Origin of the sequence: Halorussus salilacus, assembly GCF_024138125.1 — an archaeon.
Lineage (GTDB): Archaea > Halobacteriota > Halobacteria > Halobacteriales > Haladaptataceae > Halorussus > Halorussus salilacus.
On record NZ_CP099993.1, the window covers coordinates 2,044,954 to 2,066,568 of the forward strand.

General features: G+C 67.4%; 26 protein-coding genes. 13 read left to right on the top strand and 13 right to left on the bottom strand.

Going from position 1 to position 21,615, the window contains the following annotated elements; translation table 11 throughout:
- The first annotated feature begins 45 nt into the window (after positions 1–45).
- The 8 genes from NGM10_RS10515 to NGM10_RS10550 all read left to right on the top strand — a co-directional run bounded on the left by NGM10_RS10515 (position 46) and on the right by NGM10_RS10550 (position 5,405).
- Positions 46–1,278, top strand: coding sequence for a translation initiation factor IF-2 subunit gamma (locus NGM10_RS10515; protein WP_253478349.1), 1,233 nt, complete (start codon positions 46–48; stop codon positions 1,276–1,278).
- Entirely contained in the window at positions 1,279–1,653 is a 375-nt protein-coding gene (locus NGM10_RS10520; RefSeq protein ID WP_253478352.1) for a PIN domain-containing protein, read from the top strand.
- Position 1,654: 1 nt separating this feature from the next.
- Complete coding sequence (locus NGM10_RS10525) at positions 1,655–2,227, top strand: DNA-directed RNA polymerase (RefSeq protein ID WP_253478355.1); 573 nt, start codon at positions 1,655–1,657, stop codon at positions 2,225–2,227.
- Positions 2,228–2,229: 2 nt separating this feature from the next.
- Positions 2,230–2,427, top strand: coding sequence for a transcription elongation factor subunit Spt4 (gene spt4 / locus NGM10_RS10530; RefSeq protein ID WP_253478358.1), 198 nt, complete (start codon positions 2,230–2,232; stop codon positions 2,425–2,427).
- 7 nt (positions 2,428–2,434) lie between these two features.
- Positions 2,435–2,986 carry a GTP-dependent dephospho-CoA kinase family protein gene (locus tag NGM10_RS10535; protein ID WP_253478361.1) on the top strand — a complete coding sequence of 184 codons (552 nt, stop codon included), beginning with the start codon at positions 2,435–2,437 and terminating at the stop codon, positions 2,984–2,986.
- 322 nt (positions 2,987–3,308) lie between these two features.
- On the top strand, positions 3,309–3,626 hold the full coding sequence (locus NGM10_RS10540) for a 30S ribosomal protein S24e (protein ID WP_253478364.1): 318 nt from the start codon (positions 3,309–3,311) through the stop codon (positions 3,624–3,626).
- A complete protein-coding gene (locus NGM10_RS10545; RefSeq protein ID WP_253478367.1) occupies positions 3,626–3,760 on the top strand; it encodes a 30S ribosomal protein S27ae in 135 nt (44 codons plus the stop codon). The genes NGM10_RS10540 and NGM10_RS10545 overlap by 1 nt, the downstream gene beginning before the upstream one ends.
- 4 nt (positions 3,761–3,764) lie before the next feature.
- Positions 3,765–5,405: a bifunctional N(6)-L-threonylcarbamoyladenine synthase/serine/threonine protein kinase gene (locus tag NGM10_RS10550; protein WP_253478370.1), complete on the top strand. Its 1,641-nt coding sequence runs from the start codon at positions 3,765–3,767 to the stop codon at positions 5,403–5,405.
- A gap of 60 nt (positions 5,406–5,465) precedes the next feature.
- Here NGM10_RS10550 and NGM10_RS10555 read toward each other — a convergent pair whose 3' ends face one another.
- A complete protein-coding gene (locus tag NGM10_RS10555) occupies positions 5,466–6,137 on the bottom strand; it encodes a hypothetical protein (protein ID WP_253478373.1) in 672 nt (223 codons plus the stop codon).
- Positions 6,138–6,262: 125 nt separating this feature from the next.
- Here NGM10_RS10555 and NGM10_RS10560 point away from each other — a divergent pair, with 125 nt between their 5' ends.
- Positions 6,263–6,532: a DUF5808 domain-containing protein gene (locus tag NGM10_RS10560; RefSeq protein WP_253478376.1), complete on the top strand. Its 270-nt coding sequence runs from the start codon at positions 6,263–6,265 to the stop codon at positions 6,530–6,532.
- Positions 6,533–6,943: 411 nt separating this feature from the next.
- Here NGM10_RS10560 and pan2 read toward each other — a convergent pair whose 3' ends face one another.
- From pan2 to pepF, 3 genes are all read right to left on the bottom strand, one after another.
- Positions 6,944–8,179: a proteasome-activating nucleotidase Pan2 gene (gene pan2, locus NGM10_RS10565; protein WP_253478379.1), complete on the bottom strand. Its 1,236-nt coding sequence runs from the start codon at positions 8,177–8,179 to the stop codon at positions 6,944–6,946.
- Positions 8,180–8,307: 128 nt separating this feature from the next.
- A complete protein-coding gene (locus tag NGM10_RS10570) occupies positions 8,308–10,023 on the bottom strand; it encodes a methyl-accepting chemotaxis protein (protein WP_253478382.1) in 1,716 nt (571 codons plus the stop codon).
- 247 nt (positions 10,024–10,270) lie between these two features.
- A complete protein-coding gene (gene pepF, locus NGM10_RS10575) occupies positions 10,271–12,070 on the bottom strand; it encodes an oligoendopeptidase F (protein ID WP_253478386.1) in 1,800 nt (599 codons plus the stop codon).
- A 170-nt stretch (positions 12,071–12,240) separates the two neighbouring features.
- Between pepF and NGM10_RS10580 the strand changes: the two genes are divergently transcribed.
- Positions 12,241–13,557, top strand: a complete 1,317-nt coding sequence (locus tag NGM10_RS10580; RefSeq protein ID WP_253478389.1) for a M28 family metallopeptidase — start codon at positions 12,241–12,243, stop codon at positions 13,555–13,557.
- Positions 13,558–13,623: 66 nt separating this feature from the next.
- On the opposite strand, the gene truA is transcribed toward NGM10_RS10580, so the two are convergent.
- Both truA and NGM10_RS10590 read right to left on the bottom strand, forming a co-directional pair.
- Positions 13,624–14,421: a tRNA pseudouridine(38-40) synthase TruA gene (gene truA / locus NGM10_RS10585; protein ID WP_253478392.1), complete on the bottom strand. Its 798-nt coding sequence runs from the start codon at positions 14,419–14,421 to the stop codon at positions 13,624–13,626.
- Positions 14,422–14,623: 202 nt separating this feature from the next.
- Positions 14,624–15,031, bottom strand: coding sequence for an SHOCT domain-containing protein (locus tag NGM10_RS10590; RefSeq protein WP_253478395.1), 408 nt, complete (start codon positions 15,029–15,031; stop codon positions 14,624–14,626).
- Positions 15,032–15,162: 131 nt separating this feature from the next.
- Here NGM10_RS10590 and NGM10_RS10595 point away from each other — a divergent pair, with 131 nt between their 5' ends.
- Both NGM10_RS10595 and NGM10_RS10600 read left to right on the top strand, forming a co-directional pair.
- Positions 15,163–15,396 (top strand): antitoxin VapB family protein, encoded by a 234-nt coding sequence (locus tag NGM10_RS10595; protein WP_253478398.1) that lies wholly within the window; start codon positions 15,163–15,165, stop codon positions 15,394–15,396.
- Entirely contained in the window at positions 15,393–15,773 is a 381-nt protein-coding gene (locus NGM10_RS10600) for a PIN domain-containing protein (protein ID WP_253478401.1), read from the top strand. The genes NGM10_RS10595 and NGM10_RS10600 overlap by 4 nt, the downstream gene beginning before the upstream one ends.
- On the opposite strand, the gene hisS is transcribed toward NGM10_RS10600, so the two are convergent.
- From hisS to NGM10_RS10625, 5 genes are all read right to left on the bottom strand, one after another.
- On the bottom strand, positions 15,774–17,081 hold the full coding sequence (hisS, locus tag NGM10_RS10605; protein ID WP_253478404.1) for a histidine--tRNA ligase: 1,308 nt from the start codon (positions 17,079–17,081) through the stop codon (positions 15,774–15,776).
- Positions 17,082–17,116: 35 nt separating this feature from the next.
- On the bottom strand, positions 17,117–17,722 hold the full coding sequence (locus NGM10_RS10610) for a DUF7411 family protein (protein WP_253478407.1): 606 nt from the start codon (positions 17,720–17,722) through the stop codon (positions 17,117–17,119).
- A 1-nt stretch (position 17,723) separates the two neighbouring features.
- Complete coding sequence (locus NGM10_RS10615; RefSeq protein ID WP_253478410.1) at positions 17,724–18,065, bottom strand: DNA-binding protein; 342 nt, start codon at positions 18,063–18,065, stop codon at positions 17,724–17,726.
- A 178-nt stretch (positions 18,066–18,243) separates the two neighbouring features.
- On the bottom strand, positions 18,244–18,699 hold the full coding sequence (locus NGM10_RS10620) for a 30S ribosomal protein S19e (protein WP_253478413.1): 456 nt from the start codon (positions 18,697–18,699) through the stop codon (positions 18,244–18,246).
- Between the two features lie 68 nt (positions 18,700–18,767).
- Complete coding sequence (locus tag NGM10_RS10625; RefSeq protein ID WP_253478416.1) at positions 18,768–19,811, bottom strand: lysylphosphatidylglycerol synthase transmembrane domain-containing protein; 1,044 nt, start codon at positions 19,809–19,811, stop codon at positions 18,768–18,770.
- Positions 19,812–19,956: 145 nt separating this feature from the next.
- Here NGM10_RS10625 and thiL point away from each other — a divergent pair, with 145 nt between their 5' ends.
- Positions 19,957–20,832, top strand: a complete 876-nt coding sequence (gene thiL / locus NGM10_RS10630; RefSeq protein ID WP_253478419.1) for a thiamine-phosphate kinase — start codon at positions 19,957–19,959, stop codon at positions 20,830–20,832.
- Between the two features lie 48 nt (positions 20,833–20,880).
- Here the strand turns inward: thiL and NGM10_RS10635 are convergent, their stop codons facing one another.
- Both NGM10_RS10635 and NGM10_RS10640 read right to left on the bottom strand, forming a co-directional pair.
- The gene (locus NGM10_RS10635) at positions 20,881–21,168 is read right to left on the bottom strand and encodes a type II toxin-antitoxin system RelE family toxin (RefSeq protein WP_253478422.1); all 288 of its coding nucleotides are present in this window, start codon (positions 21,166–21,168) and stop codon (positions 20,881–20,883) included.
- A complete protein-coding gene (locus NGM10_RS10640) occupies positions 21,143–21,352 on the bottom strand; it encodes a hypothetical protein (RefSeq protein ID WP_253478424.1) in 210 nt (69 codons plus the stop codon). Before NGM10_RS10640 ends, NGM10_RS10635 begins: the two co-directional genes overlap by 26 nt.
- Positions 21,353–21,615: the final 263 nt, after the last annotated feature.

Consider the following 21,615-nt stretch of genomic DNA (forward strand, 5'->3'; position numbering starts at 1 on the left):
CGTTCGGGGCGAAACTCCCAACAGGATTACTCTCAGGAGGTAACCTTGACAGGAAATCATACCCAACCGGAGGTGAACATCGGACTGGTCGGCCACGTCGACCACGGGAAGACGACGCTGGTGCAGGCGCTCAGCGGCGAGTGGACCGACCAGCACTCCGAGGAGATGAAGCGTGGCATCTCCATCCGGCTCGGGTACGCAGACGCCACGTTCCGGCAGTGCCCGGGCATGGACGCGCCGGAGTGTTACACGGTCGAGGAGACGTGTCCGGACGGCAGCGAGAGCGAGCCGCTCCGGACCGTCTCGTTCGTGGACGCGCCCGGTCACGAGACGCTGATGGCGACGATGCTGTCGGGTGCGGCCATCATGGACGGCGCGGTGCTCGTGGTGAGCGCCAGCGAGCCCGTCCCGCAGGCCCAGACCGAAGAGCACCTGATGGCGCTCGACATCATCGGCATCGACAACATCGTCATCGCCCAGAACAAGGTCGACCTCGTCGACCGCGAGCAGGCCGAGGACAACTACCGCCAGATACAGGAGTTCGTCGAGGGCACCGTCGCCGAGGACGCGCCGGTCGTCCCCATCTCGGCCCAGCAGGAGGTCAACATCGACCTCCTCATCGACGCCATCGAGCGCGAGATTCCGACCCCCGACCGCGACCCCGACGCCGACGCGCGGATGTACGTCGCGCGGAGCTTCGACATCAACCGTCCCGGAACGACGTGGGACGGGCTGGTCGGCGGCGTCCTCGGCGGCAGTCTGGTCGAGGGGAAGCTGACCGCGGGCGAGGACATCGAACTCCGTCCCGGCCGCGAGGTCGAAGAGGGCGGCGAGACCAGCTGGGAACCCATCCAGACCGACGTGCGCTCGCTTCAGGCGGGCGGCGATCAGGTCGACGAGGTGACCCCGGGCGGCCTGCTCGGGGTCGGTACCGGTCTCGACCCAAGCCTCACGAAGGGCGACGCGCTCGCGGGACAGGTCGCCGGACCGCCCGGCACGCTGCCGCCGACGTGGCGACAGTTCACGATGGAGGTCGACCTGCTCGACCGCCTCGTGGGCGTCGACGACGAGGACGTCGAGGACATCTCGACCGGCGAGCCGCTGATGCTCACCGTCGGCACCGCGACGACCGTCGGCTCCGTCACGAGCGCCCGCGCGGGCGAGTGCGAGGTCGCGCTCAAGCGTCCGGTCTGCGCGCCCGAAGGTGCGAAGATCGCCATCAACCGCCGCATCGGTGCGCGCTGGCGGCTCATCGGCGTCGGCACCCTGCGCGAATAGATGACGGTGGTCGGCATGGACACGAGCGCGCTCATGATGCCGGTCGAGTGCGACGTGCGGATCTTCGAGGAGGTCGAACGCCTCCTCGGCGATTTCGAGTGCGTCGCTCCCCGCGCGGTCGTCGACGAGCTATCGAAGCTCGCCGACGGCGCGGGGCAGGAAGCCGTGGCCGCGAGCGTGGGTGCCGACCTCGCAGACCGCTGTCGGACGATGGACCACGAGGAACCGTACGCCGACGACGCGCTGGTCGAACTCGCGCCCGAGTTCGACTACGTCGTCACGAACGACGCCCCGCTCAAGCGACGCCTGCTCGACGCGGGCACACCGGTAATTCATATAAGGGGCCGGAACAAACTCGCAATCACTCAACCATAGCATGTACAAACGGGTCAGACTCAAAGATACGGTCGAGGTACCCCCCGAGCATCTCGCGGAGGTCACGCCGGAACTGGTGCAGCGACTCCTGCAGGACAAACTCGAAGGGCGGATGGACGAGGACGTGGGGAGCGTCGTCAGCGTCGTCGACGTCCACGACATCGGCGACGGCGCGGTCCTCCCGAACCGCCCCGGGGTCTACTACGAGGCGGAGTTCGACGCCGTCACGTTCGACCCCCGGATGCAGGAGGTCGTGGACGGCGAAATCGTCGAAGTGGTCAACTTCGGCGCGTTCGTCGGCATCGGGCCGGTCGACGGCCTGCTCCACGTCTCTCAGATCTCCGACGAGTACCTCGCCTACGACGAGGAGAACCAGCAGCTCGCCTCCCGCGAGTCGAACCGGACGCTCGGCGTCGGCGACTCGGTCCGGGCGCGCATCGTCACCAAGAGCATCGACGAGCGCAATCCGCGCGAGAGCAAGATCGGACTCACCGCCAAGCAGGTGGGCCTCGGCAAGCACGGGTGGCTCAAAGAGGACCGCGAGAAGCGCCAAGCGGCAACCGAGAGTGAGTAACCATGGCCGGTGACCGCCTCGCCTGCCGGGAGTGTCACGCCGTGACCGACCCCGACGAGGATACGTGTCCCATCTGCGGGTCGACCAGCCTCACCGAGGACTGGGCCGGATACGTCATCATCACCCATCCCGACGAGAGCGAGATCGCCCGCGAGATGGAAGTGACCAAGCCGGGCAAGTACGCGCTGAAGGTCCGATAGGGCAACCGTGAGCGACGTCCTCGTCTCGCTCCCGCTCGAACTCCGCGGGGAGCTCAAGCAGCCGCTCGGCCCCGTTCTGACCGACGCCGAGCGACTGCTCTCGGACGTGGACGGACCGCTCGTCGCGGTCGGCGACGTGGTGACCTACCACCTCGAACGCGCGGGCGTCACGCCCGACGTGGCGGTCGTCGACGGCCTCACCAAGCGCGAGGCGGTCGACGACGATGTCGCCGAGGGGGTCGCCCGCGCGGGCGAACGCGCCCGCGAGGTCCGGGTCGAGAACCCCGCGGGGACGCTGACCCGCGAGATGGTCGCCGCGCTCCGGGACGCGCTCGCCGACCCGGAACCCACGGTCATCGTGGTCGAGGGCGAGGAGGACCTCGTCGCGCTCCCCGCCCTCCTCGCCGCGCCGGTCGGCGCGAGCGTCGTCTACGGCCAGCCCGACGAGGGGATGGTCCACGCGACGGTGACAGACGACCGGAAGGAAGCGATGCGCGACCTGCTGGGGCGGATGGACGGGGACCCCGAGGAACTGTTCAAGGTGCTGGAATCCACCTGAGGTTTCGCACCGGCTGGACTTTCTGAGTGTAGCGCGCGAAGCGCGCGCAATACGTTCTGTACCGCGAGCGAAGCGAGCGGACCAAGGAACCCTCGACCGAGAAGTGCGACGGCTTCGCCGCCGCATCTCCGAGGAGGAGGTGACGCCGTGTCGTCGTGAGCGAAGTGAACGACGGCTCGTCAGAGCTTCGCTCTGACGGTGTTTTGGTCCAGCTTTTCCTGCGCTCGAACGCGCGGCGACGCCGCGCGTTCGAGCGCAGGAAAAGGTGGGTTCGAAATCCTTTTACACGCTACGAGGAGAATAACAGAGTAACTGAGCACACATGGAAGTCGAAATCCTCTCCGAGGAGCAGAATCCGATGCTCCACCGGTCCGAAGTGCGGTTCCAGATCGTCCACGACGAAGCGACCCCCTCGCGGCTGTCGGTCCGCGACAGCCTCGCCGCGAAGCTCGACAAGGACTCCAGCGAGGTCGTGGTCCACGAGATGAACACCAAGTTCGGGATGCGAAAGACCGTCGGCTACGCCAAGGTCTACGACAGCCCCGAGCACGCCCGCGACGTCGAGCAGGACCACATGCTCGAACGCAACAAGATCGCGGCCGACGCCGACGCCGAACCCGAAGCCGAGGAGGCCGAATAATGGCGCGATACGAACTCTACGACGAGGACGGCACCACCGACAATGAGCAGTGCACCCGGTGTGGCGACTCGTTCCTCGCCGACCACGGCGACCGCCTCCACTGCGGGCGCTGTGGCTACACCGAGTGGAAGTAGGGCGATGCGCGTCCTCGGTATCGAGGGCACCGCGTGGGCCGCGAGCGCCGCGGTATACGACACGGACGACGACCCGACTACCGCTTTTATCGAGACCGACGCCTACCAGCCCGAGAGCGGCGGCATCCACCCGCGCGAGGCGGCCGAGCACATGAGCGACGCCGTCCCGCGCGTGGTCGAGGCCGCGCTCGCGGAGGCCGACGGGCCAATCGACGCCGTGGCGTTCTCGCGCGGTCCCGGACTCGGCCCCTGTCTGCGGACGGTCGGGACCGCCGCGCGCGCGCTGGCGGGGACGCTCGACGTGCCGCTGGTCGGGGTCAACCACATGGTCGCCCACCTCGAGATCGGCCGCCAGCAGTCGGGGTTCGACTCGCCGGTCTGTCTGAACGCCTCGGGCGCGAACGCTCACGTCCTCGGGTATCGCAACGGCCGGTATCGCGTGTTGGGCGAGACGATGGACACCGGGGTCGGCAACGCCTTGGACAAGTTCACCCGCCACCTCGGGTGGTCCCATCCCGGCGGCCCGAAGGTCGAGGAGGCCGCGAGAGACGGCGAGTACGTCGACCTCCCCTACGTGGTCAAGGGGATGGACTTCTCCTTTTCGGGCATCATGAGCGCCGCGAAGGACGCCCACGACGAGGGTGTCCCGGTCGAGGACGTCTGCTTCTCCCTGCAGGAGAACGTCTTCGCCATGCTCACGGAGGTCGCAGAACGCGCCCTCTCGCTGACTGGGAGCGACGAACTCGTCCTCGGGGGCGGCGTCGGGCAGAACGCCCGCCTCCGGGAGATGCTCGCGGAGATGTGCGACCAGCGCGGGGCCGACTTCTACGCGCCCGAACCTCGATTCCTCCGCGACAACGCCGGGATGATCGCGGTGCTGGGCGCGGAGATGCTCCGGGCGGGCGACACCCTCGACATCGACGAGTCGGCTGTGGACCCGAACTTCCGGCCCGACGAGGTGGCGGTCGGGTGGCGCTCGGACGAGGAGTCCGTCGCGGTCCGGCGCGAGGAGAGCGACGAGGTGACCGGCGCGGAGGCGACGGTCGAGATCGGCGCGGAGACCGTCACCAAGCGCAGGCTACCCAAGAGCTACCGCCACCCGGAGCTCGACGACCGCCTCCGGCGCGACCGGACGGTCCTCGAAGCCCGCCTGACGAGCGAGGCCCGCAGGCAGGGCGTTCCCACCCCGGTCGTCTACGACGTGGACCCCGCGGAGGGGACCCTCGTCTTCGAGCGCGTGGGCGAGACAGACCTCCGGGAGGGGCTGACTCCCGAGCGCGCCCGCGACGTGGGCCGCCACCTCGCCGCGATTCACGCCGCGGGGTTCGTCCACGGCGACCCGACGACCCGAAACGTCCGGGTCGGACGGCGCGGCGCGCCGTCCGACCCGAGCGAACGGGCCGAGAGCGACGCGACCACCGACCGGGCCGACCGGACCTACCTCATCGACTTCGGCCTCGGCTACTACACCGACGACGCCGAGGACTACGCGATGGACCTCCACGTCTTCGGTCAGAGCCTCGATGGCACCGCCGACGACGCCGAGGCGCTCCGCGAGGCGTTCGAGGACGCCTACGCCGAGGCGGGCGACGAGGCGGTCCTCGACCAACTCCGGGAAGTCGAGGGTCGGGGTCGGTATCAATAGAGCGAAACTAATCTGGTTGCACCGATACGATACCGACCAGCCTCTTGTTGCTTTAATTGCTTAGACCGGGACGATTTGTCCACCAACCACAAAAATTGTCAAAAGCGACGCAAGTATCGTTGCCCATCGTAGACCCTTCCACAGATAGGGATGCAACTTCTTGTTCGATAGCCGTATGAGCGTATACGGATGAAGATAGTCGATAATGCTCTTTAGTATCGCACTGAGTATCAGACCACCAAAACCCATGACGAACACGTCACCAGACTCATCGACATTAAAGTGAGTCCCCCACCCGGTACCTATAGCTATCAATCCGACCCCGACACTGAGGCCGATTACAGTTATCGCAAGCCGCTTCTCTACGAATGTTCGTATTTTGTCACCCCGGTGGTCGAAGTAGTCCTCAATCTGACTCTGTTTCCGTCTCACCCAACCTTGCTTGCCACTTATCCAGAGTTTAATTTCATTTTCGTCCTCATCTGCTGTAATTTTAATCTTTCCATCGTCTGACTCCGCGGTAAACTCGAATGAGTGTACGAAGTCGGGGAGGGTATTATCGGCTAAGACTTCGTCTGTATTCGAGTATTCGTACGTGAATTGCCCATTGTGAATTTTCAATTCAATTTCGGAGTTTTCTCCATTCTGCCGTAATAACTCCTCGATGTCTGCGAGATCGTCTTCCTCGAAGTGAATCGATGGTAGATTTGCTTGATACTTGGCTCTCGGCACATATACATAGAATAACTACTATAAAATAAGTCAAACTATACAATCAAGATAGATGGCCGGTCTGTAGAGGGATTCTCGTCCGAACAGCCAAAGCACTTTATTCCCGTCCGACGTACTTTTCTCACATGGCAGACAGACCCAGCACCGGAACCCTCTTCGGCGTGCCGTACAACTTCGAGCGTCCGAGCATCGGGCGCATGCTGTCGGCGTACTGGAAACCCGGCGACGGGATGCTCGTCGAGAAACCGTTCGGCGTCGGCTACACGCTCAACCTCGCCAACTGGCGGTCGTGGCTCGTGCTGGCGGTCGCTGGCGCGCTCCTCTGGCACGAGCGTCAGGGCGACGCCGCGGAACCCCGAGACCAGCCGGTCGAGGTCGTCGTCGACGACGACTGATTCTTCGGCGGTTCGTCTCTTCGTCGCGGGGATTGGTGTCGTCACGAGCGGCTTCGCCGTTCTGCGTAGGGATTGGAACGTGCCGAGTTGGAACGTTCTCATCCACGACGAACCGGAGGTGATTGACCGCGACCGTCCAGAAAGCCCTCGTCCGCTCGCCACCGGCGGACAAACCGCGTCCGCCGAGCCCTCGCTCGCTCCGCTCACGAGGAGGCCGCTCAGCGACATATCTGCGCCTCACCGCAACGCACCGCATCGGCGCAGATAGGGGTCGCTGAGGCGACTAAACTGCACGCGAGCGGACGGCCCCTTTCAGTCCCACCCTGAAGATTGGCCCACCGGCTATCGCGCGGTAGATGATTCACGAGCCGAAACGAACACTCGAACTCCGGAAAACAGGCCTCCGCGACCTCAGTACGCGTAGCTCGGGAGCGACCCCTCGGTGACGATACCGGTGTCGTCCTCGGAGTCGAGTTTCTCCATGGCGTCCTCGAAGTCCCCGTGAGTGACCTCGGTGCGGCCGTCGCGGATGGCGAACATCCCCGCCTCGGTCGTCAGGCTCTCGATGTGCGCGCCGCTGTAGCCGTCGGTCTCGGCCGCGAGCGTCTCGAAGTCCACCTCGTCGGCGACGTTCATCTCGCGGGTGTGGATGGCCAGTATCTTCTCGCGGGCCTCCTGACTCGGCTCGGGGACCTCGATGAGCCGGTCGAAGCGACCGGGCCGGAGGATAGCCTGATCGAGCATGTCGAAGCGATTCGTGGCGGCGATGATGCGAATCTCCCCGCGGTCCTCGAAGCCGTCCATCTCCGAGAGCAGTTGCATCATCGTCCGCTGGACCTCGGCGTCACCCGAGGTCTTCGAGTCGGTCCGCTTGGCGGCCACCGCGTCTATCTCGTCGATGAAGACGATGGCTGGCTCGCGCTCGCTCGCCAGCTCGAAGAGGTCCCGGACCAGCTTCGCGCCCTCGCCGATGAACTTCTGGACGAGCTCGGACCCCGCCATCTTGATGAAGGTGGCGTCGGTCCGGTTGGCGACCGCCTTCGCCAGCATCGTCTTGCCGGTGCCGGGCGGGCCGTGGAGGAGCACCCCGCTCGGGGGCTCGATGCCGACCGTCTCGAACTGCTCGGGGTTCTCCAGTGGCTGTTCGACGGTCTCGCGTACCTCCTGAAGCTGGTCTTCGAGGCCGCCGATGTCCCCGTAACCGACGTCGGGCGACTCGTCGACCTCCATCGCCTGCGCGCGGGCGTCGGTCTCGGCGTCCAGTACGGTCTGGACCGTAAAGGAGTCGTTGACCGCGACGCGGTCGCCCGACTCTATCTCCTCGCGGAGCCGCGGAGACACCTCCGTCAGCACCTCCTGGTTGTTGCCGTGCTGTTTGATAACGACGCCGTCGTCGGTGAGTTCCTCGGCGGTCGCGACGTACAGCGAGGTGGTCTTGAGCGTGTCGTTCTCGCGCTCGATGCGGTCGACCTCCTCGCGGAGGCGCCCGCGGCGTTCGCGGGCGGCGTCGAGGCGCTCTTCGAGCGTGGCGTTCACGTCCACGAGGTCGGCGAAGTGGTCCCGAAGCGCCGCGAGCCGCTCCCGCTCGCTCATGTCGGGGTCGAGTTCCAGCGTGGGTTGGTCGGGGACGGGTGGACTGCGCGACATCTTGCTGTTCGCCCATAGGCCACCGGCTTAAAAGTGCCTTTGGGTCTCGGCCGTTTAACCGCGAAAAAACCTTTCGACCGGTTCGGTCGGTATCGAAGGCGGGTGAGGAAAACGCAGGTAGGAGCCGATCAGTCGGCGCGGGTCTGTGCGGGTTCCCGGGCCGGGGCGACCCGGGAGGACTCGTCGGGGAGCGTGAACGTCCCGAGGACGGCGTCGAGTTCGTCGGCGGTCGCCGACAGCGACTCCAGGCGCTCGGAGATGGCCGACAGCGACCGGGCCTGCTGGTCGCTCGCCGTCGCCGCGGTCTGGGCCTCGGCGGCGGTCTCCTCGCCGATGGCCGCCACCTCCTCGACCATCGCGACCACGTCGGTCGCCGACTCGGCCTGCTGGTCGGTCGCGTCGCTGATCTCGCGGACGCTCGCGTCCACGTCGCCGACCACGTCGGCGATGTCCTCGAAGTCCCGGAGGGCGTCCTCGACGGTCTCGACGCTCCGGGAGACCTGTTCGCGGGTCTCCTCGACGTCCGAGAGGGTCGCCTCGGACCGGTGCTGTATCGACTCGATGCGGCCGGTTATCTCGTCGGCGGCCTCGCCGGTCTCCTCGGCGAGGTTCTTGACCTCGTCGGCGACCACGCCGAAGCCGTCGCCGCGCTCGCCCGCGCGGGCCGCCTCGACCGAGGCGTTCAGCGCGAGCAGATTGGTCTCGGTCGCCACCTCGTCGATGAACGACGCCACCTCGTCGATCTCCTCGATGTCGGCGGCGAGGTCGGCGACCGCCTCGGCCGCGCGGTCGATGCCCTCGTCCACCCGGTCGAGTTCCGCGACCGCCTCGCGGGCGGCCTCGCGGCCGGATTCGGCCCGGTCGGTGGCGGTGCCCGCGGTGTCGGCGACCTCGTCGGCCGACGCCGCAATCTCCTCGACCGTCGCCGAGAGGGTGCTCATCTCGGCGACCACCTCGTCGAGGCGGTCGGTCTGCTCGGCCGCGCCCTCGGATATCTCGCCGACGGCTTCGGCGACCTCGTCGCTGGCCTCGCTGACCTCGCGGGCGTCGGTCTCGGCGCGCTCGCTCGCGGTGGCGACCTCGTCGGCGAACGCCGCGAGGTCGCCCACCGTCCCCGCGAGGGTCGCGAGCAGGGCGTTGTAGTTGTCGGCGACCTCCTCGTGGAGGTCGCTCTCCGCGGCGTCGGGTTCGACGGTCGCGGTCAGGTCGCCGCCCTCCGCGCGCTCGGTCGCGTCGGCGAACGCCGCCACGAGCCGCTGGAGGCTCTCCGAGCGGCGTTCGAGGTCGTGGGTCATCGATTCGAGTTCGTCGGTGGTCGCTTCGAGGTCTTGGGTGTAGGCCCGGAGGCTCCGTGCCATCCGGTCGAGCGACGCGCCGAACTCGCCGGGCACCTCCCGGTCGAGGGCGGGGTCGTCGAACTCCTGTCTGGAGAGGGCGTCGGCCTGGTCGGCCACGACGCGGAGGTACGCCCGCATGTCGCGGAACGACTCGACGAGGCGGCCGAGTTCGTCGTGCTGGTCGGCCTCGGGGAGGCGGGCGTCGAGGTCGCCGCTCGCGATGGCTTCCGCCCCGCGGTCGAGCGCCGTGATGGGGCCGACGAGGTCCCGGCGGGCGACGAGGAAGGTGTTGAAGAAGGCGACCGCCGACGCCGCGAGCAGTCCGACCGCGACCGCGACTCGCGCGAGTCCTCCGACGAGTAGCGGGAGCAGAGCCAGCGCCACCGAGATGCCGAACTGGATGGCGACCGCCGCGACGACCTTCCGTTCGACCGATTCGGTCACTCCGAGGCGGTCCATCGACCACCACAGCGCGTCTTCGTACCGGGCGAGGAGTCGGCGTTCCATATCTCGAACACGTTCGTCCAGTTAGTTAAAAGCAAGCCAGCATTCCCGCGAACTGAGAATTGGAGACCGACTCGGAATCGGGGTCCCGACGCCCGCGGTCAGGACCGCGGGCGTCGGACAAAATCGCTGGATCCGGGCCGGACGAAATCGCTGGGTCCGGGCCGGACGAAATCGCTGGGTCCGGGCCGGACGAAATCGCTGGGTCCGGGCCGGACGAAATCGCTGGGTCCGGGCCGGACGGAATCGCTCAGTCCCGGATGAGCGCCGCCATCTCGTTGAGGTGGTCGTCGTACACGTCGAGCGCGCGCTGGATGGGTTCGGGCGAGGACATGTCGACGCCCGCGATTTCGAGGAGGTCGAGCGGGTACTCCCGCGAGCCGCTCTGGAGGAACCGGAGGTAGTCCTCGACCGCGGGTTCGCCCTCCTCCAGTATGCGGTCGGCGAGCGCGACCGCCGCACTCATGCCGGTGCTGTACTGGTAGACGTAGTAGCTGTAGTTGAAGAAGTGAGGGATGCGCGACCACTCGCGGGCGATTCGGTCGCCGACGACCGCGGGCTCGTAGAACTCCGCCTTGAGGTCGCCGTATATCTCGTCGGCCTTCTCGGGGGTCAGGGCGTCGCCGTCCTCGACGACCTCGTGGGCCCGGTGCTCGAAGTCGGCGAACATGGTCTGGCGATAGAGCGTCGAGCGGAAGCGTTCGAGGTACTCGTTGAGGACGTGTCGCCGGAAGGTGGGGTCCTCGACGGTTTCGAGCAGGTGGTGGGTCAGCAGGGTCTCGTTGACCGTGCTGGCGACCTCCGCGACGAATATCTCGTAGCTCCCGTAGACGTACGGCTGGTTCTCGCTGGTGAGCTGGGAGTGAAGCGAGTGGCCCAGTTCGTGGGCGAGCGTGAACATCGAGGAGATGTCGTCCTGCCAGTTCATCAGGATGAACGGCTGGGTGTCGTACGTGCCGCTGCTGTACGCGCCCGACCGCTTGTTCGCGGTCTCGTACACGTCCACCCACCGGGACTCGAAGCCCTCCTTCACGCGGTTCTGGTAGTCGTCGCCGAGCGCGTCCAGCGCCGACACGACGTACTCGCGGGCCCGTTCGTACTCCACGTCCGGGGTCTCGGTCTCGGTCATGGGCATGTAGAGGTCCCACATCCGGAGCTCCTCGACTCCCAGGCTCTCGCGCTTGAGGTCGGCGTGGCGGTGGAGCTTGTCGAGGTTGTCGCGAACGGTGTCCACGAGGTTGTCGTACACCTCGACCGGGACGTTCGGCCCGTCCATCGCGGCCTCTCGGGCGGTGTCGTAGTCGTGGATTCGCGCGAGCTTCACGTCGGTCTTCACGTTGTTCTTGTACGCGGTGCCGATGGTGTTGTGGACCTCACCGAGCCGGTCGTAGAACTCCTCGTAGACGGTCCGGCGGAACTCCCGATCCGGATTCTTCTGGAGCGTGGTGAAGTTGCTCTGGGTTATCTCGATGCCCTCGCCGTCGGGCTTCTCGACGGTCGGGAAGTCGAGGTCGGCGTTCAACAGCATGTTGTAGATGTCGCCCGACGCGCCCGTGACCTCGCCGAGCTCCGCCAGCACGTTCTCGACCTCGGCCGACCGGGTGTGCTCGGCCATCCGCAACACCTCGTGGAGGTAGTGGTCGTAGGTCTCGAGCCCGTCGGTCGACTCGAGCATCCGGTCGAGTTCGTCGCCGTCGAGCTCCTGAATCTCGGGCCCCATAAAACTCGCGGCGCTGCTTGCCTTCGATGACAGGGAGCTCGAACGGGATTTCAGCGCCTGATAGTGCTGATTCGCCGTGTCCTCGTCGCTCCGCATCCGGGCGTAGGAGATGATTTTCTTGGCCTCCCGCATGATGTCGTCGCGGAGTTCGAGCGCCGAGAGGAGCGTCTCGCCGTCCTCGGTGAGTCGGCCCTCGTAGGCCGTCAGCTCGTCGAGACGTTGCTCTACCTCGTCGTAGGCAGCTTCCCAGTCGTCGTCGGTCTCGTAGATGCTCTCCAAGTCCCACTTGTACTCGGGGTCGACATCCGACCGTTCGGGAACCGAACTCATACCATTCCGTAGGGAAACCGACCCCGTAAGCCTTCCCTATTCGGAGCCGTCTTCCGGAAACGGGTGGGACGGCGTCCGGAAGCGAGTTCGGGAGCGCGGAGAACGGCGAGGCTCTGGCGCTCGGTTGCCCCGGAGGCTACCTTTTTGACTCGGGCCGGTCACGTTCGGGCATGAGCGACATCGACCGCTTGCTCGGCGAGACGTGGCGCGACGACTATCCCTGGGAGTTCATCACTCGGCTGACCGAGATCGAGAACCGGATGGGCGGCCACCCCGGCGAGCGCCGGGCCGCCGACCTCGTGGTCGAGGGGTTCGAGCGCGCAGGCGCTCGGAACGTCGGCGTCGAGTCGTTCGAGATGCGCCGGTGGTCGCGCGGCGACGCCGAACTCGCGGTCACCGACCCCGTCGAGCGCTCGTTCGAGACAATCGCGCTCCCGTACTCGCCGCCCGGCGAGGTCCGGGGCGAACTCGTCGACGCCGGATACGGCACGCCGGAGGAACTCGACGAACTCGACCTCCGGGGTAAGATAGTCGTCGCGTCGACCACCACGCCCGAGGGGTCGCGGTTCGTCCATCGGATGGAGAAGTTCGGTCACGCCGCCGCTGCGGGCGCTGAGGCGTTCGTCTTCCGGAACCACAAGCCCGGACAGCTTCCGCCCACGGGGTCGCTGGAGTTCGACGCACAGGCCGCGGTCCCGGGCGTCGGCGTGAGCAAGGAGACCGGCGCGTGGCTCACCGACTACGCCGACCGGGGGGCGACCGCATCGCTGCGGGTGGACGCGACCACCGAGCGCGCCACCAGCCACAACGCGGTCGCCGAACTCGGTCCCGACACCGACGAGGAGGTCGTCGTGGTCGGCCACCACGACGCCCACGACATCGCGGAGGGCGCGCTCGACAACGGCTGTGGCATCACCACGGTCGTCGCCGCGGCCCACCTGCTCGCGGAGATGGACCTCGACACCAGAGTCCGAATCGCTGGCGTCGGCTGCGAGGAGATCGGCCTGCTCGGAGCCGAGGCGCTCGCCGAGCGCCTCGACCTCGACGACGTCCGCGCCGTCGTCAACGTCGACGGCGCGGGCCGGTTCCGCGACCTGCTCGCGTACACCCACGGCTCCGAGGCGATGGCAGACCTCGTTGAGGCGGTCGCCGACGAGGCCAACCAGCCCGTCGACACCACCGACCGCGTCCACCCGTTCAGCGACCACTGGCCCTTCCTCAAGCGCGGCGTGCCCGCGCTCCAGCTTCACAGCGTCTCCGGCGAGCGCGGCCGCGGGTGGGGTCACACTCACGCCGACACCCGCGACAAGGTCGACGACCGCAACCTCCGGGAACACGCGATGCTCACGGCACTCCTCGTCCGCAAACTCGCGGGGACCGACGAGGTGCCCCGCCGGAGCCCGGAGGCGGTCGCGGCCGAACTCCGCGCGGACGATTACGAGGCGGGGATGAAGGCCGCGGGCATCTGGCCCGAGGGCTGGGACTGACCCGAGAAGCGGGATTGAGGCGGAGAATAGGACTGACGTCCTCCTCGCCGAACGGCGAGGAGGACGTCAGCCGCGGAGTCGTCCGACAACCTCGTCGGCGACCCGCGCTCCCGTCGCGCGCTCCTCGCGCAGTTCCTCGAAGGCATCGCGAGCGCTCGCCGCCCCGTCTTCGTCCACCGAGAAGTCCAGTCTCGGATACCCCACGTCGGCCAGCACCAGCGGATACGCCGGGGCGGGGGCCACGCCCTCGGGTCCTTCGACCCGCTCGGGTCCAAGCACGCGTGCCACCTTCTCGAACTCCGCGTCCCCGGTCGCGACCGCCCGCACCAGCGAGACCACCCGCCGGACCATCTCGCGGACGAACCCGCCCGCCCGCAGGGTGAACACCAGATAGTCGCCGTCGCGACGAACCTCCCCGTCCAACGACCTGACCGTGTTCTCGTCGTCTGGCGTGAGGTTGTGGAAGTCGTTCTCGCCCGAGAGCCGCGACAGGGCGGCCTCGGCCCGCGCGAAGTCTTCGTCGGGCGCGTACAGGTGATAGACGTACTCCCGATACCCGGCGTGGTGGGTCGCGTGAAAGTCCGGAGGTGCCTCGGCGCTGGCCCACGCCCGGATCGAGGCCGGAAGCTCCGAGTTGAGCGCCGCGGGGGTCAGCCAGTCGGGGCACTCGAACGCGACGGTCTGGGCGACCGCCGAGACCCCGGCGTCGGTCCGGCCCGCGGCGGCGTAGCCCTCGGGCTTGCCCGCCGCGACCCCGAGCCCGGCGAGGGCGTCGAAGAGTCGGCCCTCGACCGTGGGCACGTCGGGCTGGCGCTGGAAGCCGTGGAACGGGCGACCGTCGTAGGCGACCCGGAAGGCGCGCATGCGACGACGTTGGGACCCGCGCTACTTAACGCCGGGTCACGCGCGTCGACCCTGCGAACGTTTAAATCCGAAGCCGGGACCAACCCGGGCCGTGACCTGACCATCGCCGCGAGGGGCCCGCGGGAGTACGGCACACCCCCTCGCTCGCGGCGCGGGCCGAACCGCCACGCGGTTCGGCCCGCACTCGTGCCGTCTGTTCGCCCTACTCGTACTCGACGGTCCGGTCTCTCCTCGCTCCCTCGTCGAGTTCGGATTCGAGGTGTCGTTCGAGTTCCTCGGTCTCCAGCAGGCGTTCGAGTCGGCGCTCGAACTCCTCGTCGGATAGCTCGCCTCTCGCGTACCGCGACCGGAGTTCCTTCAGCGGGGCGTCCTCGGTCCGGGCCGCCGTCTCGCCGACCGCCGTAGCGTCGCCACCGCCGCTCTCGACGAACGGGAGCGAGTCGCCGAGCAACGCGACCAGCGGCACGACGATGAAGAACCCGAGGACGAAGGTCGTCGGCACGAGGAACTCCAGCCCCACCACCGCGAAGAACGCCGTCAGGCCGAACGTCAGCACCGACAGCACCGCGAGAAGCGTCTTCTTGTCGAACCGTACCGAACTGTCTCGCATGTCCGGGGGTACGTGAGGCGGTACCAAAAAGATTGAACCGCGCGACTACTCGACGTCCCCGGGAAATGAGACCGAGAGACGGAGCCGAACGAGGACAAAAAACATAGGAACACGGATGTAAATACCCACATATGGGTACAAAGAACATCAGCATCCGTGACGACGTGTATCGGAAGCTCAAGGACTCGAAGCAGGAGGACGAGAGCTTCTCCGACGCCATCGACCGGCTGATGGCGTCCCGCGAAGGGGACCATCCGCTCTACGACCTCGTGGGGATGCTCGACGACGAGGACGCCGAGCGACTTCGCGACCGCACCGAACGCTTCCGCGAGCGAGTCGAGGAGGACATGCGTCGGCACGAATGATCCTGGACTCGTGTTTTCTCATCGACCTGATGGCGAACGACGAGTCGGCGGTCGCGAAACTCGACGAACTGGTCGAGACCGCGACGCCCACGAGCGTCTCGACACTGACGGTCACCGAGGTCGGAAGCGGCCTGCGAGACGAATCGGAGCGCGACGAGTTCGACGGGATTCTCGACCGAGTCGATCTGATCCCGTTCGGCGTGGCCGAGTCACGTCGTGCGGCGCACCTACAGCGACGACTGCGGTCCGAAGGCCATCCGGTCGGAGCAATAGACGTGATGATCGCGGCGACGGCGCTAGAGCACGGCACAGGGGTCGTGACCCGCAACGTCTCGGAGTTCCGGCGAATCGACGGGGTTCGGGTCTCGCCGTACTGACTACTCGAAATCCTCGTAGGTCGGCCGTGACACGTCCTCCGGCGGGAACGCCTCTACCGGAACCTGCGTCTGGTCGCCCGATTCCATGTCCTTGACCGTCACGTTCCCGTCGGCGAGGTCCTGCTCGCCGACGATGACGACCGTCTCGGCGTTGATTGAATCGGCGTAATCGAGCTGTGCCCCGAAACTCCGGCCCGACACGTCGGTCTCGACGACGAAGCCGCGCGAGCGAAGGTCGCGGGTGACCTCGGCGGCCACGTCGCGGGTGTCGCCGACCTGCAGGACGTAGTAGTCGGTCGACACCTCCTCGTCGGGCCAGACGCCCGCGCGCTGGAGCAGGAGCGTGAGCGTGGCGTCGCCGACCGCGAAGCCGACCGCGGGCGTGGGCTGGCCGCCGAAACCCTCGATGAGGTCGTCGTAGCGCCCGCCGCCGAAGACCGAGCGGTTCACCTCGCCGGTCGAGTCGAAGCACTCGAAGACGGTGCCGGTGTAGTAGTCGAGCCCGCGGGCGGTCTCCAGCGAGAGCGTGCAGAACTCGCGCGCGCCGAAGTCGGCGGTCGCCGCCAGCACGTTCGATAGGTTCTCGACCGCGCTCTCGACGCGGTCGGTCCCGGCGAACGCCACGAGGTCGTCGAGGTCGTCCTCGGGCGTGTCGAGCAGTGCCTCGAACTCCTCGGCCTGTTGGTAGGAGAGTCCGGCGTCGGTGAGCAGGCCGTAGAACTCCTCGTCGCTGACTTTCTCGCTCTTGTCCACTGCCCGAATCGCCGCCTCGGTGTCCACGTTGGCGTCGAACGCTTCGAGCAGGCCGCCGAGGATGTCGCGGTGGCTGACCCGGAACTCGAAGTCCTCGCTGGTCAGTCCGAGGCCGGTCAGCGCGTCGGCAGCGCACGCCAGTAGCTCGGCGTCGGCCTCGGGTTCCGACGAGCCGAAGATGTCGACGTTCGTCTGGTAGAACTCGCGCTTGCGGCCGCTCTGGGGTTCCTCGTACCGCCAGAACGGACGGGTCGAGAACCACTTGATTGGCTTGGCGAGCTCCTGCTGTTTGGCCACCACCATCCGAGCGACGGTCGGCGTGAGCTCGGGAGTCAGCGCGACGTCGCGACCACCCTGGTCCTCGAAGCTGTAGAGTTCCTCGACGATTTCCTCGCCGCTCTTGTCGACGTACATCTGGGTGCGTTCGAGCGCGGGGGTGCCGATCTCGCGGAACCCGTACCGGCGCGCGGTGTCTTCGAGCACATCGAACATCTCGCGTCGCGCGCCCATCTCCGCCGGATAGAAGTCCCGGAATCCCTTGATTCGGTCGTACATGCGAGGGCCTTGGGCGAGCGCGCGCTTGAAACCTTTTACTCGGCGTCGGCGCGCGAGAACCCCTCGACGTACGTCTGGGTGTGGTCGGGAAACACCTTCGCGACCGCCTTTTCGTCGTGCTCGCGGGCCAGTAGCGCCCGGAGTTCGTCCTCGTAGTCGGCCTTCGGAATCTCCTCGCTCGGCCCCGTCCGGACGTCGAGCGTCTCGTCGACCAGCGCGTCGACCGCCCCCCGGCCGAACCCCGACAGCGGGACGATGTAGTCGACGCCGTGGCGGTCCTCGAGGCTCTGGGCCTGCGCGCGCGAGACCGAGGGGACCCGGTCGTCCCTCCGGGTCCCGTCGGCGACCGCGTCGAAGTCCATCCCGGCGACGGCTTCGAGCGCGTGGAGATGGACGTGCTGGATGCCGTTTCGGGGGTAGCCGTCCTCGACCATCTTCTCGACGGCCTCGGCGGCGACGTCGTCGTCCAGCTCGACGGTCTCGAAGTCGAAGCCCGTGGCGTCGGCGGTCCGGCTGGCGTACTCCCACGAGTCGGTGACGCCGAAGCTCGCCGTGACGAGCGTCACGTCGTAGAAGTCTTCGAGCAGGAGCGCCGCGAGCGTCGAGTCCTTGCCGCCGCTGTAGAGCAGACCGAGGTCCATCTCAGCGCCGTCGGATGTTGAAGCTCTTGGAGTCGGGCTTCAGCTCCCGGAGGAGCTCCTTCATCTTCTGCTCGTCGATCTTGCCGTTGACTCGGCCGCTTTGGGCGAGCGCGAGGACCTGCCGTTCGACCTGATCTGCGAAGTCGGGCTTGCTCATCCGGACGGAGTTGAGCCGCTTTCGCGCGCCGTCGGTGAGGTGCTGGCGGAGCATGGCCTGCTTCTGGGCGTCGGCCTGTTGCTGGGCCTGTTCCTGGGCTTCCTCCCGGCCGCCCTGCTCCTGAAGCTCCTGCATCTTCTGCTTGCGGAGTTCTTCGAGCCGCTCGTCGTCGGGCTGTTCGCTCATGGCTATCTGGTTCATTGACGCGCACGGCCAAAAACCATTACGGAGCGCTCGGAAACCGGTTCGGCTCGTAGCCACGCCCGAAAGGACCGTCGGCTCTCCCGACGTACGAGCGAACGGAAAACGGCGAGCGCGAGGCCGCCGCAGGCGGCCTCGCGCGAGGAATCTCGGGCGTCGCGTTTCAGGCGTAGCGTTCGAGCTCCGGCCGGTCGAGGTCCTCCATGACCTCGCCAGCGGTGTCGTCGAGGAGACTGCGACCGTCGCTGGTCACGATGCGGCCCGCGCTCCCCTCGGTGTCGACCAGGTCCTCGTCTTCGAGCTGCTGGAGGATGGTCCGGATGACGTTTCGGCTCCCGTCGGTGCGGTGCTCGGGAGCGACCTGATAGCGGTTCGAACCGCCCTTCTTGCCGCCGTACTCGGTGGCGAGGCGCTCGACGCCGACCGGGCCGTCGACGGCGACCTTCCGGAGGATGCTCGCGGCGCGGCGCGCCCAGAAGTCCTCCTGCTCGGGCGGGAGTTCGCGGCCGTCGCCGGTCTTGGCGTACTCGGCCCAGTCGGGTTCGTCGAGTCGGTCCTCGAGCTTCGCGGCGACCGCGTCGTTGAGGTCGTCCGCGGGAACGTCGTAGAGCGTCGTCATACCCACGAATTCCGTTCCGCGGCGTTTAAACCCATCGTTAGCGAACCGCCGCGGCAGCGTCGGGTTCGTCAGTCGCTCGCGGATTCGAGCGCGCCGTTCGCGCCAAGCATCGCGGTCGCGCTCGCTCCGAGGAGTATCGGGAACCAGTAGGTCGCCCCGCGGTGGATGACCGCCGCCGCGCCCGCAGTCGCGGGGTCGACGCCCGCGACGGGAACGACGAGCAGGACGAGGGCGGCCTCGACGCCGCCGAGGCCGCCCGGGAGGGGGGTCACCCCGGCGACGCTCCCGAGCGGGACGATGAACAGCGCGGCCGCGAACGGGACGGCGTGGCCCAGCGCGAGAAGCGACAGCCACAGCGAACTCGACAGCAGGAGCCACCCGAGCGCCGAGAACGCGAGTGCGACCGCCAATCCGCGGCGGTCGTCGGCGACCCGCTCCAGCGCGGCGAAAAAGCCCTCGATTCGGCGGCGAACTCCCGCCTCGTCGGGCGTGTCGGCACTCGGGACGACTCGCCCGAGCGCGCGACTCACGGGAACGAGGAGTCCGACCGCGAGCGACGCCACCCCGTCGCGTGACCGCCACGCGAGGTACGCCGCCGCCGGAATCCCGAGCGCGAGCGCCGCGAGCGCGAGGACCGCGAACTCCACTCGCTCGCCCACCGTGAACCGGGTCGCGTAGTAGCCGACCCCGACCAGCGCGAACGAGACCGACGGCACGAAGTTGAGCGTGTCCACGCTCGCGACCGCCGCCAGCCCCTTCTCGTAGGGGACGCCGGTCGAGCGCGAGACGAGCAGGGCGCTGAACGGCTCGCCCCCGGCCTGTCCGAACGGGGTCACGTTGTTGGCGAAGGTCGCGCCCGCGAACAGCAGGAACGCCTGACGGACCGACACCTCGACCGCGATGACCCCGAGGACGGTCCGGAGCGCGAGGCTCCACGCGGTCAGCCAGCCAACCGCAACGACCCCGACTCCGGCGACTACGACCGGGTCGGCCCGGGACAGCGCCGCCGCCACGTCGCCGAGACCGACCACCGAGTACAGCCCCACCAGCACCGCGAGACCGGCCGCGAACCCGACGGCGACCGACCGCGCGTCCCCGGCGTCTACGTCCATGGCGTCCGCGAACGGTCGGTCGCGGCTTGAAGTCGGCGGGCGTACGCGGCGTTAAGCCACGGATACTCGACTCGCGCACGGCCGCGACCCCTCGCGACGCAGACGATACCAGAGCGCTTTCACGTCGGGGGGTCGAGTTCGGGATATGGACGAGCGGGACGCACTGTCGTTGCTCGCCGACCGACTCGCCCCCGCGGGCGACGACGCGGCGGTCGTCGACGGGCAGGTGCTGACCACCGACATGCTCCACGAGACGACCGACTTCCCCGACGGGACGACCCGGTACACCGCGGGGTGGCGCGCGGTCGCGGCGTCGCTGTCGGACGTGGCCGCGATGGGTGCCGAGGCGACGGCGGCGGTCGCGGTGTACGCCGCCCCGGCGTTCGACCCCGATGAGCTGGCCGACTTCGTCGCGGGCGCGAGCGACGCCTGCGAGGTGGTCGGCGCGGAGTACGTCGGCGGCGACTTGGACGAGAGCCGGGAGTTCACCACCGCGACCACGGCGCTCGGCCGGACCGACGACCCCGTTCTCCGGTCGGGCGCGAGCCCGGGCGAGCGCGTCTGCGTCACGGGCACGCTCGGCCGGAGCGCCGCCGCGATTCGGCTGTTCTCGCGGGGAGAAATCGAGCGCGCGAACGAGCTGTTCCGGTTCGAACCCCGGGTTTCCGCGGGGCGCGCAGTCGCGCCCCACGCCACCGCGATGATGGATTCGAGCGACGGCCTCGCGCGCTCGCTCCACCAGCTCGCCGAAGCGAGCGACTGCGGCTTCGCGGTCGAGTCCGAGGCGGTCCCGGTGGACGAGGTGGTCCGCGAGGTGGCCGACGACGGGGCCGAGGTGCGCGAGCTCTCGACGTTCTTCGGCGAGGACTTCGAACTGGTGTTCACCGTGTCTGAGGATGACGTTCCGGCGGCCCGCCAGGCGTCGCCGACGCGGATCTCGGTCATCGGCGAGGTCACGGAGGTGGGCGTCGAGATGGACGGCGAGGCGTTGCCGGACCGGGGGTTCACGCACGGTAAATAGCGGGCGCTGACAGTCGGAACTTCGCCGAAAATCCCTGTCGCATCCGCGCTACCGGCCGTACTCTTTGTGGGCTTCCTCGATGGTCATCAGGTCGGTCACGCGCACTTCGCCCTCGTCTTCGAGGACGACGTAGAACGCCGTGTACGTCCGACCGACGTGTATCCGATATATCTCCTCGTCTTGGGCCTTCAGCTTCTTCTTGTCGCCCTGTCCGCGATCCGGATACGGGTTCTCTTCGAGGTGGCCGAGCGTCTCCGCGCAGATTCGCTGGCTCTTCTCGTCGAGGTCGGTGAAGAAGCCCTCCGCTTCTTCACTCAGAAGCACCTCGTAGCTCATCGAGACTCGTCAGCTCCTCCCGGTCCGCGTCGCGGACCTCGCGCGCTCGCTCGGCGAGCCGACGTTCTCGATGCTCCTGAATCAGCTCCGCCAGGAGTTCGTCGAATGTCTGTCCCGGTTCCTTTAGAGCGTGCAACTGTCTCCATGTTTCTTCGGTGGTGGGGATGCGTTTGTCAGCTGACATTCGCATCCTCCTTGCCTCGAAGATTGAGAATCGCGCTCCATGTGGCGTGGGTCTGGTTTTGGGTTCCAACCATGGTTCTGTGGGAATTTCACTCACAGCGAGTTTCATGCCCGGTGTCGAGGCGTTTTAGCTCCACGGCAGTCCCCATCGCTGTAAGTACAACACAGACTTACAACGCTTACAGTATAAACCTAGGGAATCCGCAGAGAAAAGCGACATCCAAATCAAACAGACGACTTCGAAAGCCCCCGCCCGCTCGCGGT

What these genes read in the sequence shown, in the direction of transcription:
- NGM10_RS10520 (WP_253478352.1), top strand. Translation starts at nt 1,279, where the DNA reads ATGACGGTGGTCGGCATGGACACGAGCGCGCTCATGATGCCGGTCGAG.
- NGM10_RS10525 (WP_253478355.1), top strand. Translation starts at nt 1,655, where the DNA reads ATGTACAAACGGGTCAGACTCAAAGATACGGTCGAGGTACCCCCCGAG.
- spt4 (WP_253478358.1), top strand. Translation starts at nt 2,230, where the DNA reads ATGGCCGGTGACCGCCTCGCCTGCCGGGAGTGTCACGCCGTGACCGAC.
- NGM10_RS10540 (WP_253478364.1), top strand. Translation starts at nt 3,309, where the DNA reads ATGGAAGTCGAAATCCTCTCCGAGGAGCAGAATCCGATGCTCCACCGG.
- NGM10_RS10545 (WP_253478367.1), top strand. Translation starts at nt 3,626, where the DNA reads ATGGCGCGATACGAACTCTACGACGAGGACGGCACCACCGACAATGAG.
- NGM10_RS10550 (WP_253478370.1), top strand. Translation starts at nt 3,765, where the DNA reads ATGCGCGTCCTCGGTATCGAGGGCACCGCGTGGGCCGCGAGCGCCGCG.
- NGM10_RS10560 (WP_253478376.1), top strand. Translation starts at nt 6,263, where the DNA reads ATGGCAGACAGACCCAGCACCGGAACCCTCTTCGGCGTGCCGTACAAC.
- pan2 (WP_253478379.1), bottom strand. Translation starts at nt 8,179, where the DNA reads ATGTCGCGCAGTCCACCCGTCCCCGACCAACCCACGCTGGAACTCGAC.
- NGM10_RS10570 (WP_253478382.1), bottom strand. Translation starts at nt 10,023, where the DNA reads ATGGAACGCCGACTCCTCGCCCGGTACGAAGACGCGCTGTGGTGGTCG.
- pepF (WP_253478386.1), bottom strand. Translation starts at nt 12,070, where the DNA reads ATGAGTTCGGTTCCCGAACGGTCGGATGTCGACCCCGAGTACAAGTGG.
- NGM10_RS10580 (WP_253478389.1), top strand. Translation starts at nt 12,241, where the DNA reads ATGAGCGACATCGACCGCTTGCTCGGCGAGACGTGGCGCGACGACTAT.
- truA (WP_253478392.1), bottom strand. Translation starts at nt 14,421, where the DNA reads ATGCGCGCCTTCCGGGTCGCCTACGACGGTCGCCCGTTCCACGGCTTC.
- NGM10_RS10590 (WP_253478395.1), bottom strand. Translation starts at nt 15,031, where the DNA reads ATGCGAGACAGTTCGGTACGGTTCGACAAGAAGACGCTTCTCGCGGTG.
- NGM10_RS10595 (WP_253478398.1), top strand. Translation starts at nt 15,163, where the DNA reads ATGGGTACAAAGAACATCAGCATCCGTGACGACGTGTATCGGAAGCTC.
- NGM10_RS10600 (WP_253478401.1), top strand. Translation starts at nt 15,393, where the DNA reads ATGATCCTGGACTCGTGTTTTCTCATCGACCTGATGGCGAACGACGAG.
- hisS (WP_253478404.1), bottom strand. Translation starts at nt 17,081, where the DNA reads ATGTACGACCGAATCAAGGGATTCCGGGACTTCTATCCGGCGGAGATG.
- NGM10_RS10610 (WP_253478407.1), bottom strand. Translation starts at nt 17,722, where the DNA reads ATGGACCTCGGTCTGCTCTACAGCGGCGGCAAGGACTCGACGCTCGCG.
- NGM10_RS10615 (WP_253478410.1), bottom strand. Translation starts at nt 18,065, where the DNA reads ATGAGCGAACAGCCCGACGACGAGCGGCTCGAAGAACTCCGCAAGCAG.
- NGM10_RS10620 (WP_253478413.1), bottom strand. Translation starts at nt 18,699, where the DNA reads ATGACGACGCTCTACGACGTTCCCGCGGACGACCTCAACGACGCGGTC.
- NGM10_RS10625 (WP_253478416.1), bottom strand. Translation starts at nt 19,811, where the DNA reads ATGGACGTAGACGCCGGGGACGCGCGGTCGGTCGCCGTCGGGTTCGCG.
- thiL (WP_253478419.1), top strand. Translation starts at nt 19,957, where the DNA reads ATGGACGAGCGGGACGCACTGTCGTTGCTCGCCGACCGACTCGCCCCC.
- NGM10_RS10635 (WP_253478422.1), bottom strand. Translation starts at nt 21,168, where the DNA reads ATGAGCTACGAGGTGCTTCTGAGTGAAGAAGCGGAGGGCTTCTTCACC.
- NGM10_RS10640 (WP_253478424.1), bottom strand. Translation starts at nt 21,352, where the DNA reads ATGTCAGCTGACAAACGCATCCCCACCACCGAAGAAACATGGAGACAG.